Below are 14,264 nucleotides of genomic sequence, written 5' to 3'. Positions count from 1 at the left end.
AGAGTTTTGGTCAGCAAGACTTGCTGACCTTTTTTTGCGTTGTTATTCACCCCGTTAAGCGCCTATTTAATCTAAAACATCTGTTTTTATTGCTGAGATTTTGCTTAAATCTTTGCACCTGCAATTTCAATACTAATAATTATGTTTCATAAAACAGTGCTAGCGGCCACCATAGCTTCTAGCTTTATCCTTGCGGGCTGTCAAAGCACGGCACCGCAAAGCGTGGCAGCGGTTAATGCCGAGCCCAGCACCATTGAAAAACAACAAGTATCGACTCCAGCTAAGCCAGGCTCTATTGCCATCACCCTAGAGCAGGCCATGGCGCATCCAGACTGGTTGGGTAACCAGCCGGAAGGTGCGTTTTGGCGCGCCGACTCTGGCGCGGTGATTTATCAACAGAAGCAGCAGGGCAATGAACTAAGAGATCATTATGTTCAAGCGCTTGGCAACAGCGCTGCCGTGGTACCTCTGAACGAGCTTCATACCTTGGGCGATGACGCCGCGGTTATGAGCAAAGACCTGCGTTTGCAGGCCTATCAGTTTGAAGGTGATATCTTTGTTAAGGATCTTCTTAACAACACCCTGATCCAAATTACTAAAACGTCGGCATTTGAATCTAAGCCGCAGTTTTTAAATGACAACTCCTTGGTCTACCGAGTCGGTAACCTGTTTATGCAGGTGGATTTAAGCACGGGTCAGCACAGCGAGCTGGTCAACCTAAAGCTTGAAGACACGCCGGTGAAGGTGAGTGAGCCAAGCAGCTACATAGCCAAAGAGCAGCATAAGCTAATCGACTATGTCGCCTTGCAGTTAAAAAACAAAAAAGATGCCGTCGCGCGCCAACAGGCCTTGCTTGATGCCAACGATGCTTTGGTGGATGCCAGCATTTACCTGGGTGAGAACAAGCGTCTAGTTGATGCCCAGTTATCACCGGATGGCACTAAGCTGATTGTGGCCCTGACCGACACCCGCAGCTGGCGTGGTGAAGGCGATATCATGCCTAATTACATTACGGATGATGCCGGTATTGATGCGGTTCCTGCTCGTCGCCGTGTGGCCGATGATAAGCCGCAGGAAACCGAGCTGGTGTATATCGACCTGGATAGCAAGCAGAAGTCGACCCTGACCTACAATACCTTGCCCGGTTGGGATGAAGACGTACTGGCGGAAGTGAAAGCACAAAACTATGCCCGCGAAGGTAAAAAGTACCAATCTGAAAAGAAACGTCGTGAAATCAATCTAATGATGGACTGGGGCTGGGATCAAAGCGCTATTGTCTGGAATAACGCCGGTACGCAAGTCGCTGTTATGCTGGAAGCCTGGGATAACAAAGACCGCTGGATTGCCACCGTTGATTTCAATGGCAAAAAGCTGGTTAACCAACACAGATTGCACGATGATGCTTGGGTAAACTACACCTTTAACGACTTCGGTTGGTTAAATAACAGCGATACCTTGTATTACCTATCTGAGCAGTCCGGTTATAGCCATATCTATACCAAGGCGTTAGATGGTAAGGCGACGCAGCGTACTCGTGGTGCGTTTGAGGTTTCCGATCTGACTCTAAGCAATGATGATGCTTATCTTTACTTTAAGGGCAATATAAAGCACCCAGGTATCTATGAAATCTACCGTTTGCCGTTGGCCGGTGGTGATTTTGAAGCACTGACCGACCTTAACGGTATGACGGATTATGTGCTCAGCCCTGATCAGAGCAAACTGTTGCTGACGCATTCGACCATTATGAATCCACCTGAGCTATTTGTGATGGACGCGGCGCCTAAGTCTGAAGTGACACAACTGACTCACACCGTATCCGAGCAATTTAAAGCCACTAAACTGACAGCGCCGAAAATTGTTGCTGTGCCTTCAAGTCATGGTGAGCAGCCTGTGTATGCCAAGGTTTATTACCCAAGCGACTACGTGGAAGGGGAAAGTGGTAAGACCCGTAAAGCGGTGATCTTTAACCATGGTGCCGGCTACCTGCAAAACTCACACTTCGGTTGGTCCGGTTATTTCCGTGAATTTATGTTCCACTCCTTACTGGCCGATGAGGGCTATGTGGTGATGGATATGGATTACCGGGCATCAAAAGGCTATGGCCGTGATTGGCGTACCGCTATTTATCGCCAAATGGGCACACCGGAAACCCAAGATCTGATCGATGGTGTTAACTGGATGGCCGAGCATGCCAATGTTGATACCGGTGCGGTAGGCACTTATGGCGGCTCTTACGGCGGCTTTATGACCTTTATGGCTCTGTTCACCGCGCCGGAAGTATTCCAAGCCGGTGCCGCCTTGCGTCCGGTCAGCGACTGGGCTCATTACAATGCGCCGTACACCTCGAACATTCTAAACCGTCCGGATGTTGATCCCATCGCTTATGAACGCAGCTCGCCGATTTACTTCGCCGAGGGTTTACAAAAGCCACTGCTGATCAACGCCCCCATGGTTGATGACAATGTGTTCTTCCAGGACGTAGTACGCTTGGTTCAGCGCTTTATTGAGCTGGAAAAAGAGAACTTCGAGACCGCCATCTTCCCAGTGGAGCCGCATGGTTTTATCCAGCCTTCAAGCTGGCTCGATGAATACCGTCGTATTCACAAGCTGTTTAAAGAAAATCTATGATGCTTTATCGTTAAGCGCATAAAAAAGCCCGGGTTTCCCCCCCCCGGGCTTTTTATTTTCTTCTCTAGGTAAGCTAATTTACTGGCGAGCGCGATGCCTTAACCAGTGCAGTGCCCCCAGCGCCACACCGCCTATAACGCCAAATAAATGGGCTTCAATGGCCACCCGCGAGGCGATAAGGGTTTCTAAGTCGGCGCTGGCGCCGATAAGTTGCTCATAGGCCACCTTGATCAACACGCCTAATAACAGCAGGTAACCGGTTTTCTCGCCGCTGCAAATATCCCGAAGGGCGCCATAGACCAATAGGCCATGCAAGGTGCCGCTTAGGCCAACGTAAATATCTATATTATCGGCGAACAGATAAATAAGCCCGGTGCAGACGATTGAAATACTCAGTACCGCCAGCCAATAGCCACGTACCGTAAAAAAATGATGATGAAGAAGCCAAAGGGCGCCAACGCCGGCCATATTCATTAATAAATGGGCGCCATTACTGTGGCTGAAGTTACCGCTAAGCAGACGATAGACTTGCCCGTCATTGATGGCGCCGCGGTCAAACTGCAGCACGGGATTCAAATTGAAAACCATGATCAGTATGCAGAGAATGATCAGGGCTAAAGGAGCAAATAAGGTCGACTTTTTAAACAAGGATTTAAACATAGGGCGATTATCTATTATTTTTGCGTATTGTGCCCGTTTATACCAATTCTGTTAAGTATGTGATCAGATATAGCGCTGGATAAATGATATGCTCACAAGGCGGAATTTTTTCTTATATTCTACATAGAAAAATCCCAACACAGTGAGCATGATATTTAGCCCGCTAGAATGATTAGCTATTTAAGTGAATTGGTATTTCCCTTAAGATGCCAATCTCAAACAAGATAAACAGACTCTAGCGCTATTATGACTTTTTCTAAATCCCTGCTTACTCTTGCAGCCACTCTTTTTCTTACTACCGGCTGCGTTACTACCGAAGAACCCAGTGCCAACAAACAGGTGCTCGCCGACAGAGAGCCCGAAGCCACCACCAGTATTGTCGCCAAACATCAGGTTGTCGGCGACAAATACATGGTTGCCGCCGCGAACCCTTATGCGGTAAAGGCCGGCGAGGCGGTATTGGCCAAAGGCGGTAGCGCCATAGATGCTGCCATCGCCGTACAACTGGTTTTAACCCTGGTTGAGCCGCAATCATCGGGTATAGGAGGCGGCGCCTTTATTATGCATTATGATGCGCAGGGGCGTCAGTTAACTACCTTTGATGGCCGTGAAACCGCGCCAAAAGCGGCCATACCCGAGCTATTTCTCGATAGTGAAGGCAAGGCGGTGCGCTGGATAGATGCGGTCGTCGGTGGTCGCTCCGTGGGTGTGCCCGGGGTGATGAAAGCCTTGGCCGATGCCCACACCCAGTACGGCAATTTGGCATGGGAAGAACTCTTTAGCGACGCCATTGCCTTAGCCGAGCAAGGATTTGAGGTATCGCCGCGGCTGCATAACCTGCTGGCCCGTCGCATCAACCCAGGTGTTGAAAAGCTGCCGGTGTCCAGCGACTATTTCTTTCCCGGCGGCGAGCCTTTAGCCGTGGGCACGATACGCAAAAACCCTGAGCTTGCAGCCCTATATCAGCAGATGGCTGAGCAGGGCGTTACCGCCTTTTATCAGGGTGACAACGCCACGGCCATCGCCAATGCAGTGCAGCACAGCGAGATTGCTCCAGGTCTTTTAACCGAAGCGGATATTCAAGGCTATCAAGCCAAAGAGCGTGCTCCTATCTGCGTTGGCTACCATAGCTACCGTGTATGCTCTATGGCGCCACCAAGCAGTGGCGGTATGGCGGTCCTGCAAATTCTGAAATTGCTGGAGCACAAAAAGCTAAGTCAATATCCGGTTAATGACCCAGAAGCGTTGCATTACTTTACCCAGGCTTCGAGATTGGCCTTTGCCGACCGTAACGTTTATATGGCCGACCCGGATTTCCAGGCGGTTCCCACTCAAGCCTTGATGGACAGCGCTTATTTGGATAAGCGTGCGGCTTTAATAGGTGAACAAGATTATAAGCAGCGTCACGGCAACCCGGTTTTGGGTGTAAGTTATGCCGAGGACGATGCCTTTGAGCTGCCTAATACCAGCCATATTTCCATCGTCGATGCAAAGGGCAATGCGGTGTCCATGACCACCTCTATCGAAATGGCGTTTGGCTCGTCTGTCATGGTGAATGGCTATTTGTTGAATAACCAACTCACAGATTTTGCGCTCTCGCCTAAGCGCGACGGTAAATATGTGCAAAACCGCGTTGAGGGCAATAAGCGCCCGCGCAGCTCCATGGCACCTGTTATGGTGTTTAATGAAGATGGCTCACTGCGCCTAGTGATAGGCTCACCCGGCGGCAGTCGCATTATCAATTATGTGGCGCACAGCATAATCGGTGTGCTTGATTGGGGGCTTACAGCGCAGCAGGCCATCAATATGCCGCGTCTGACCAATCGCAACGATGTAACCACCTTGGAGCAGGGGACCGAATTAGCCAAGCTGAAAGCGCAATTTGAGTTGCGTGGTCATGAGGTACGCATTGGCGATCTGAACTCAGGTCTGCATGCTGTGGAGGTCATTGATGGCAAACTTTATGGCAGCGCCGATCCCAGGCGTGAGGGCATAGCACTGGGCCAATAGGGCACCAATGTTAATATAAATTCAGGGGCTTGTTGGTTAATTGCTAACAAGCCCAAAAACTGGGGATGAATACGTAATCTAGCCGATTTCGGTTTGCAATTTACCCTCAAGGGGCAATAATATCAGGCAATTGTATTCTGCGCTAAGTAGGCATCATGACTGATAAATCATCCGCACCTCACACACAAATCAGCGATCCAAATTATCTTTATATTCCATATTCCGGCCCCACTCTGTTAGAGACACCCTTGCTCAATAAAGGCAGTGCTTTTACGCAGCGTGAGCGTGAGAGTTTTAACCTGGCCGGCTTATTGCCGCCACGCTTTGAAACCATCGAAGAGCAGGCGGAGCGTTGTTATCAACAATACTCCAGCTTTAGCGATAATCTTAATAAGCATATCTACTTGCGCGCCATTCAAGATAATAACGAGACCCTGTATTACCGTTTGGTACGCGATCATATCGACGAGATGATGCCCATTATCTATACGCCAACCGTGGGCGATGCCTGTGAGCAGTTCTCCGATATTTACCGCAGTTCACGTGGCTTATTTATCTCTTATGAAGACAGACATAATATCGACGACATTCTTCGCAATGCCACCAAGGGCAAGGTGAAGGTGATTGTGGTCACCGACGGCGAGCGTATTTTGGGCCTAGGCGATCAGGGCATCGGCGGTATGGGGATTCCCATTGGTAAACTGTCTCTGTACACAGCCTGTGGTGGCATTAGCCCGGCTTATACCTTGCCGGTGATGCTGGATGTGGGTACCAATAATGAGAAATTATTGAACGACCCTATGTATATGGGGGCGCGTCATAAGCGTATCGGTCAGCAGGAATACGACGAGTTTCTTGATCTCTTCATTAAAGCGGTTAAGCGCCGTTGGCCAAGTGTGATGCTGCAGTTTGAAGATTTCGCTCAGCCTAACGCCATGCCACTGTTGAAACGCTACCGTGATGAGATCTGTAGCTTTAACGATGATATCCAGGGCACAGCAGCAGTGACTGTGGGTACCTTGTTGGCCGCTTGCCGGGTGAAAGGCACTAAGCTGAGTGAGCAAAAGGTGGTGTTTGTTGGCGCCGGCTCTGCAGGCTGTGGTATTGCCGAGCAGGTTATCAGCCAAATGGTGTCTGAAGGTATCAGTGATGCCCAGGCACGCAGTCAAATCTTCATGGTAGACCGTTTTGGTCTGTTGGCCGAAGGCATGGAAGGGTTGCGTGATTTCCAACAGGCGCTGATGCAGTCTCAGGATAACCTTGCGCAGTGGCAATACAGCGGCGATTATCCGTCCTTGCTCGATGTGATGCACTGTGCTGAGCCGGGCATACTAATCGGCGTATCGGGCCAACCTGGGCTCTTTACCGAGCAGGTTGTACGTACCATGGCAGAAAATAATCCACAGCCGATTATTTTCCCACTGTCGAACCCGTCAAAGCAGGTTGAAGCCCATCCTCAAGATGTAGTGAACTGGACCAATGGCCAGGCCATCATTGCCACCGGCAGCCCGTTCGGGACCATTAGCCATGAGGGCAAGGACTACAACATTCCACAGTGTAACAACAGCTATATTTTCCCGGGCATTGGTCTGGGTGTTATTGCCATTAAAGCCAAACGTATTACCGATGAAATGCTGATGGCCGCCAGTGAAACCCTGGCGTCGAGTTCGCCCTTGGCCAACTCAGGTATGGGCAGCTTGCTGCCGCCATTGACTCAAATTGAAGCCTTGTCTAAGCGTATTGCCTTTGCGGTGGCCAAGGTAGCGATTGAGCAGGGGGAGGCACTGGAGGTCAGTGACGAGGACATTATTAAGGCCATAGATAAGAATTATTGGCACCCCGAATATCGCAACTATAAGCGTGTGAGTATTTAATCACCGTCATATAAGTAAACGCCGCACCCACCGTGCGGCGTTTTTGCGTTGAAGGAAGGGTTAGATAAGACCAAATACAGTGCCTTTTGAGCCGGCTTTATTAATAATGATGTTAGATAAGTATGCAGCGCACATGGATATTGATGGCGTTGGCAAGGAGTTAAGTGAATTTTGAATTGGCAGCAATTAGTCGATAATCGCCAGCGTTTTTTCTGGGTCCTGCAAATCGCCGGATGGATAGGCTATGCCCTGGTTAACTACATAGGTTCCAAGGTCTTTGAAATGCGTGATATTTACGTGTTTGTGATCTTGCTTAATGCCTATGCCGGGTGCCTGATGACGGTGCCGCTGCGCTATTTGTACCGCCGGGTGTGGAATGCCAAACCCTGGATCTTGGTGCTGGTGGTGTTCGGGGTGTCCTATATCACAGGAACCCTGTGGTCGGTGGTGCAAAAGTTTAACCTGTGGGAAATTTACCGCCATGGTTATCGCCCCGATGAGTGGTTTTACTATTTTCAACAAGGCCTGGATTCGGTTTATATCATTTTATGTTGGAGTGGTTTGTATTTCGGGATCAAATACTACCAGCTCTTACAGGGCGAAAGACAAAAGGCACTGAAGGCCAATACCATGGCCCATGAAGCGCAATTGAAAATGCTGCGCTATCAGCTTAATCCGCATTTTTTGTTTAATACTCTCAACGCCATATCGACCTTGATCTTGGTGGAGGAAAACAAGGATGCCAACAAGATGGTGTCGCGATTAAGTGACTTTTTGCGCTATACGCTTAACACAGACCCCATTAAAAAAGTGGCCTTAGAGCAGGAATTACATGCCCTAAGCCTGTATTTAGATATTGAGCGGGTACGCTTCGACGACCGCTTGGCTGTGCAGATGGATATCAGTGACGAGGCCAGAGAAGCCTTGGTGCCGAGCCTTATTTTGCAGCCGTTAATTGAAAACTCGTTGAAGTATGCCATAGCGCAGATGACCCAAGGCGGGGTAATCAGTGTGAAGGCTCAGGTGTTTGCCAAGGAATTGTTGCTTGAGGTCAGTGATAACGGCCCGGGCACAGAGCTTAAAGATGGGCAGCTGCTGCACGCCGGTGGCGTTGGCATAGCCAATACCAAGGATAGATTGAAGACACTTTACGAGAACAATTATTCATTTGTATTATCAGGGAATACGCCGACTGGTTTAACCGTCAATATTCGTATCCCTTTTGAGAAGGCAGTAACAGAGTGAATACCATAAAAACCCTGATCGTCGATGACGAGTCCTTAGCACGTAAGGGCTTGGCCGTACGTTTGGCGCAACTCGATAACGTAGAAGTCATCGAGCAGTGTGCTCAAGGTGCCGATGCGGTGGCCTTGTGTCAATCGCAAACGATAGATTTGGTGTTTTTGGATATTCAGATGCCAGGAATGAACGGCTTTGAGGTGGCGGATGCGCTAGCGCACTTGCCCACCGAGCAGCAACCCCTTGTGGTGTTCGTTACCGCCTTCGATCGCTATGCCGTGCAGGCCTTTGAAGTACATGCGCTCGATTATGTGCTCAAACCTGTGGATGACGACAGACTAAAACAGGCGGTGGAAAAAGTGCAATCACATTTAAAAACACAACAAGATAATATTCATAAGAAAAAGCTGGCCAGTTTTGTGGCCGGGATCACAGGTAATAACTGTGAAGAAATTCTTAAGAAATTAGCCAGCGGTGACAGCTTGGAGACCAAGCGCTACCCGGAATCATTGGCGGTGAAAGAGCAGGGTGAGATCATCCGTGTGTCGACCAATAGCATTCAATGGGTGGATGCCGCCGGTGATTATATGTGTCTTCACTGTGGCGACGGACAAACTCATATATTACGTAAAACCATGAAAGAGCTGGAGCGTGAGCTCGACCCTAGTTTGTTTGTACGTGTCCATCGCAGCGCCATCGTCAATTCAAAACAGATCAGCAAACTGGTGACTCAGGTCAGTGGTGAATACCTTCTGGTATTAACTAACGGTCAGGAGCTGAAAGTCAGCCGTAGCTACCGTGATAAGGTCAAGGCAGCTCTGGCTAATTAATTTAACTAGCTTCATCAATATCAGTAGATCTTATTAAAAGCGAGACATGGGTGCTCGCTTTTTTGTTGGGTTTAGGCTTTGAAATGCCTGCTGTCGGGTAAATGTCGGGCAGTTTTCGTACCCGACAGTGCTAATATTCCTTCAATCTTCACTTTGACATGGATAGGCAGTAAGAGGCAGGTTATGAATTTAAAGCAATTACGTTTGAGTCGACAATTATCGCAAGAGCAATTGGCGCAGATGTCCGGGCTCAACGTCAGAACAGTGCAAAGGATAGAAAGTGGTGCCAATGCGAGTTTAGAGTCGCAAAAATGCCTGGCTGCTGCCCTCGATGTCGATTTAGCAACATTGAACCAGGAGAAAGTGATGATAGATAAAAGCTCGGATAATTGGAAAAACCTGCCGCTGTTTTTAAAACTGTGGTTTGTTTTTCACTTTTTACAGCCCAGACCAACGCGCAGTTCGGCACAAAATGTTGAGCGTCTGTGCCATCTCTGCGGCTACTTGTTTTGTCTTATGGGTATTGTAAACGAGGCAGCACTGGTCGGTGGCCTGCTAATGCTGAGCACAGGATATTTATTTACCCTGTTGAAATACCAAGGTGATAAATATCAAATCTGGTATGAGCGAAGCGACAAGGCACACGCCGAAGGATAACAAAGGGGCCGTTTACACGGCCTTTTTTCTGTCTAGTCTCAAAGTCGATACTGCTTTAACCGGGCCACAAAGTCCTTATTACGGGTTTGTGTATTGGCGGTATCGGCAAAGAGGGTGGTGGTGATGGCATTATTTTCTATGCCGACCATCACACCGCTGGTGCCCTTGGCTAATTGCTCAATCGCAGCGACCCCTAACTGAGTCGCCAAAATACGATCCCCGGCAACCGGCGCTCCGCCTCGTTGCACATAACCTAAAATAGCGCTGCGACTATCGACTCCTGTGTATTCGCTGAGCTGCTCGGCCAATTGTTGAGCGCTGATACTTAACGAGTGCTCCGCCATAACCAGCACATAACTAGGGTGCTTATCCTGGCGCAGTGACTGTGCCATTTCTTCTTTTAGCTCTGCAAGAAAGGCCTGCTCATCATCGATAAGTTCCTTGCAGATGATCTGCTCGGCGCCACTGGCCAGGCCCGCTTCCATGGCCAAAATGCCGCAGTCACGGCCCATTACCTCAACCACAAAAGTGCGTTCAAAGGCCTGAGCGGTATCGCGAATCTTGTCTATGCAATCGAGCGCCGTATCTATGGCGGTATTAAAGCCAATGGTGGCCTCTGTGCCATTGATATCATTGTCTATGGTGCCGGGAATACCAATAAGCTGCCCTTGCCAATGGGCTTGCAGCGCTTGGGCGCCCTTGAAGCTACCATCGCCACCGATCACTACCAGGGCATCGATATGGCATTTGCGCAGGCTGTTGGCCGCTTGGAGGATCCCCGCTTCACTGAGCATTTGTGGGCAACGGGCGGATTTTAAAATGGTGCCGCCGCGATGTATGATGTCAGCAACATCGGACGCCTTGAGTTCGGTATAGTCTTCGTTGATCAGGCCATTATAGCCGGCGTAAAAGCCGACAACCTGATAGTCATGGGAGAGAGCGTGCAGGGTAAGGGCACGGATTGCCGCATTCATACCGGGGGCATCGCCCCCGGAAGTAAGTATTGCGACGCGTTTCAATTTAGTCATAAGTTATTGCGTCTGTTGCTTAAACCTATGCTTACTATTTATTGAACGGTGACAATTTTCAAGGTATTTGTGGCACCAACGGTTTCCATCATGTCGCCATGGGTGAGTATCACAGTATCACCTTGCTGCAGGTCGCCAAGCTCAACTAAGCGCGACAGCGCCTGGCTGGCAATTTCTTCTTTTTCATAAGGCTGGAATCGAAGTGCACCGGGTAGACGCCGCGATACAGGGCAGACTGACCTAGCGTTTGTTTATGGCGCGACAGTGAATAGATGGGCAGGCCAGATGAAATACGTGACATCAGCTTGGCCGTGTTACCTGATTCTGTCAGCGCCACAATGGCTTTAACCGTACCCAGGTGGTTGGCCGCATACATGGCGGACAGGGCAATCGTCTCGGCGTTGTCGGCAAACATGCTGTCGAGGCGGTGTTTGGAAATATGGGTTTCTTTTTGCGACTCGGCGCCTAAACAAACGCGCGCCATGGTGGCGACGGTTTGCTCTGGGTAATCACCAGCAGCGGTTTCCGCCGATAGCATTACGGCATCTGTGCCGTCCAATACCGCGTTGGCCACATCCATTACTTCGGCGCGGGTCGGCATAGGGTTGTCTATCATGGACTCCATCATCTGCGTGGCGGTGATCACCACACGGTTCAGGGAGCGGGCACGATTGATAATGGTCTTTTGTTTACCAACCAGCTCGGCATCGCCAATTTCTACACCCAGGTCGCCACGGGCAACCATGACCGCATCGGAAGCCAGGATAATATCGTCGATGGCTTCAACGCTTTCCACCGCTTCGGCACGTTCAATTTTAGCTAATAGCTGGGCTGTAGAGCCGGCTTTTTCGGCCAAAGAGCGCACATAGCGCATATCTTCGCCACAGCGCGGGAAAGACACGGCGATGTAATCGACGCCAATTTTAGTGGCGGTGATCAAATCTTCTTTATCTTTATCGGTAAAGGCGGGCGCCGTTAAGCCGCCGCCTAAGCGGTTGATGCCTTTATTGTTTGACAATACACCACCGACCTTAACGATACAGTGCACCTTGTTGCCTTCAACATGGTCAACGGTCAATTGAATTAGACCGTCGTTAAGGAGCAGTAGGTCGTCAGATTTAACATCCTGGGGTAATTCTTTGTAGTCGATACCCACGCCGTTAATATCGCCTTGCTCCGGACCTAAGTCCGCATCAAGAATAAACTTATCGCCCTGAGTCAGGGTAACCTTGCCTTCTTTAAAGGTGGAAACGCGAATTTTAGGGCCCTGTAAGTCGGCCAGAATGGCCACATGTACGCCTAAGCGGCTGGCGATATCACGTACTGCATCGGCACGCTCTTGGTGATCGGCGGCTTTACCGTGGGAAAAGTTTAAGCGCACCACATTAGTGCCAGCGCGGATGATTTTTTCTAGATTATTGTCTCTGTCCGTTGCCGGACCCAGGGTGGCCACGATTTTCGTACGTCTAAGCATTAAAGTCTCCCGTAGGCATTTGCTTAATAGCAGGGTAGCAAACTCTGGCTTAATTACAGCTCGGAGTCTGCTTTTTACGTATTTTTTACTATTTATGTGTCGGTAGTATGACACCGGTGTCAGATGCAGTCAATTGTGCTATAATCGCGAGCTGACTCCTTTATGCAATGATATTGGGGTAATTTGATATAATTCCAAGGCGGGGATTGAATGGTCTCAAGTTTTCCCTATAATGCCCGCCGTAATCAGGTTATACACCCAATTTTTTAAGGTGATCAACCCGCGTGCAGAGCACCAAAACGCTAAGTGGAGAATAATAAAGATTTAGAGCCTGGCTCTATAAAAATTATTAATCCCATTAGTGAGTTAGGCTCTCACGCTAACAGTAATATGTTGTTGCACCCATGGGTGTTTTAAACCAGTCACACGTTAATACCGAGGAGGAAACTCGATGCAAGTAGCATTAGTAGGTCTGGGAGTGATGGGCAAAAATCTTGCTTTGAACTTAATCGAAAAAGGGCTCACGCTCGTTGCTTATGATACAAATCCAGACGCTGGTGAAGAGTTACTCAGCTGCGCCAAAACGCAAGGAACGGCCGAGCGCTTGCATATAGTCTCAGATCTTCATGATATGGTGCGCCGTTTAGAAGCGCCGCGTTCTATCCTTTTATTGGTTCCTGCCGGTGAACTGGTTGATCGCGTATGTCAGGACTTGGTTGATGCGGGTGTGAGCAAGGACGATATTATTGTCGACTGCGGTAACAGCAATTATAAAGACGGCATTGCCCGTAAGCTCAAATACCAGAACAAATTTGAATTCGCTACCATGGGTATTTCCGGTGGTGCTGAAGGCGCACGTCATGGTCCAGCCATGATGGCCAGTGGCTCAGAAGGCGGCTGGGAGCGTATCGAGTCTTCATTTGAAAAAGTGGCGGCCAGCTATAATGGCGAGTCTTGTTTTGCTCGCGTGGGCCAATCCGCCAGCGGTCACTTTGTAAAAATGGTACATAACGGCATCGAATATGCGTTGATGCAGTTAATTGCCGAGATTTACCAATTACTTCGTTTGGGTGCGGGTAAAACACCACAGCAAATCGCCGAGATTTTCGATACCTGGTCTGAGGGTGAACTGAATAGTTATCTGCTGGCTATTTCCAGCCATATTCTTAAGCTTGAAACCACAGACGGCAAGGCACTGGTTGATTTAATCGACAATAAGGTTGGCGCCAAGGGCACCGGCCTGTGGACGGCGCAAAATGCCTTGGAACTGGGCATTGCCGTACCTTCATTGGTTGCCGCGGTGCAAGCCCGTCATCTTACCAATACAGGTGACACCCATGCTGCAAAAGAAATGACCTATGCCGCCAAGGCCACCGAGCGCCTCGATATCGATTTGGACGAGCTAAAAGATGCGTTCCATCTGGCGAGCCTGTTATGTTACCGCCAGGGTCTGGCGCTGATCAAAGGTGCATCGCGCGCCCATCAGTGGAAGGTAGACCTGGCTAAAACGCTGCAAACCTGGCGTGCTGGCTGTATTATCCGTGCCGATTATCTGGATCAAATTACCCAGGGCGTAGAGTTTATCGATACTCTGGATACGCAAGTTAAAGCGCTGCGTCGTATTACCGGTGCCGCGGTGAGCACAGGTCTGGCATTCCCGGTGCTGAGCGCCACACAAAACTATTTGGCGACCTTAAGCACGCCGAGCAATGGTCACCTGGTGCAGGCGCAACGCGACTACTTTGGTGAGCATGGCATTAAGACCCACAGCGGTGAGGTGTGTCACCTGACGGACTTGGTTGAGATTGATGCCAAGGTTCGTTAATCGCCAAGATTACATGCACATATAAAAAAAGCCCCGCAT

9 protein-coding genes and 1 pseudogene are annotated in these 14,264 nt (G+C 49.5%); 7 read left to right on the top strand and 3 right to left on the bottom strand.

The annotated features are described in order from the left end of the window. The first annotated feature begins 141 nt into the window (after nucleotides 1-141). Complete coding sequence (locus tag C2M34_RS14690) at nucleotides 142-2,628, top strand: S9 family peptidase (RefSeq protein ID WP_105259178.1); 2,487 nt, start codon at nucleotides 142-144, stop codon at nucleotides 2,626-2,628. A 78-nt stretch (nucleotides 2,629-2,706) separates the two neighbouring features. On the opposite strand, the gene rrtA is transcribed toward C2M34_RS14690, so the two are convergent. Then, the gene (gene rrtA, locus C2M34_RS14685) at nucleotides 2,707-3,288 is read right to left on the bottom strand and encodes a rhombosortase (RefSeq protein ID WP_105259177.1); all 582 of its coding nucleotides are present in this window, start codon (nucleotides 3,286-3,288) and stop codon (nucleotides 2,707-2,709) included. Nucleotides 3,289-3,534: 246 nt separating this feature from the next. On the opposite strand from rrtA, the gene ggt reads away from it, so the two are divergent. The 5 genes from ggt (at nucleotide 3,535) to C2M34_RS14660 (ending at nucleotide 9,898) form a co-directional block, all read left to right on the top strand. Beyond that, the gene (ggt, locus tag C2M34_RS14680) at nucleotides 3,535-5,298 is read left to right on the top strand and encodes a gamma-glutamyltransferase (RefSeq protein ID WP_105259176.1); all 1,764 of its coding nucleotides are present in this window, start codon (nucleotides 3,535-3,537) and stop codon (nucleotides 5,296-5,298) included. Nucleotides 5,299-5,453: 155 nt separating this feature from the next. Beyond that, nucleotides 5,454-7,172 (top strand): NAD-dependent malic enzyme, encoded by a 1,719-nt coding sequence (locus C2M34_RS14675; RefSeq protein ID WP_105259175.1) that lies wholly within the window; start codon nucleotides 5,454-5,456, stop codon nucleotides 7,170-7,172. Nucleotides 7,173-7,343: 171 nt separating this feature from the next. Further along, a complete protein-coding gene (locus tag C2M34_RS14670; RefSeq protein ID WP_105199070.1) occupies nucleotides 7,344-8,417 on the top strand; it encodes a sensor histidine kinase in 1,074 nt (357 codons plus the stop codon). Beyond that, complete coding sequence (locus C2M34_RS14665) at nucleotides 8,414-9,241, top strand: LytR/AlgR family response regulator transcription factor (RefSeq protein WP_105199069.1); 828 nt, start codon at nucleotides 8,414-8,416, stop codon at nucleotides 9,239-9,241. Before C2M34_RS14670 ends, C2M34_RS14665 begins: the two co-directional genes overlap by 4 nt. A 183-nt stretch (nucleotides 9,242-9,424) precedes the next feature. Next, nucleotides 9,425-9,898 carry a helix-turn-helix domain-containing protein gene (locus C2M34_RS14660; protein ID WP_105199068.1) on the top strand — a complete coding sequence of 158 codons (474 nt, stop codon included), beginning with the start codon at nucleotides 9,425-9,427 and terminating at the stop codon, nucleotides 9,896-9,898. Between the two features lie 38 nt (nucleotides 9,899-9,936). On the opposite strand, the gene C2M34_RS14655 is transcribed toward C2M34_RS14660, so the two are convergent. Both C2M34_RS14655 and pyk read right to left on the bottom strand, forming a co-directional pair. Next, nucleotides 9,937-10,926, bottom strand: coding sequence for an ATP-dependent 6-phosphofructokinase (locus tag C2M34_RS14655; RefSeq protein ID WP_105259174.1), 990 nt, complete (start codon nucleotides 10,924-10,926; stop codon nucleotides 9,937-9,939). A gap of 38 nt (nucleotides 10,927-10,964) precedes the next feature. Next, nucleotides 10,965-12,400: pseudogene (gene pyk / locus C2M34_RS14650) on the bottom strand (pyruvate kinase). Between the two features lie 451 nt (nucleotides 12,401-12,851). Between pyk and gndA the strand changes: the two are divergent. Next, a complete protein-coding gene (gene gndA, locus C2M34_RS14645; protein WP_105259172.1) occupies nucleotides 12,852-14,225 on the top strand; it encodes an NADP-dependent phosphogluconate dehydrogenase in 1,374 nt (457 codons plus the stop codon). Nucleotides 14,226-14,264 lie beyond the last annotated feature (39 nt).

Source organism: Pseudoalteromonas sp. T1lg88 (assembly GCF_002964765.1).
GTDB lineage: Bacteria > Pseudomonadota > Gammaproteobacteria > Enterobacterales > Alteromonadaceae > Pseudoalteromonas.
This window is presented reverse-complemented; position numbering and strand designations above follow the sequence as displayed.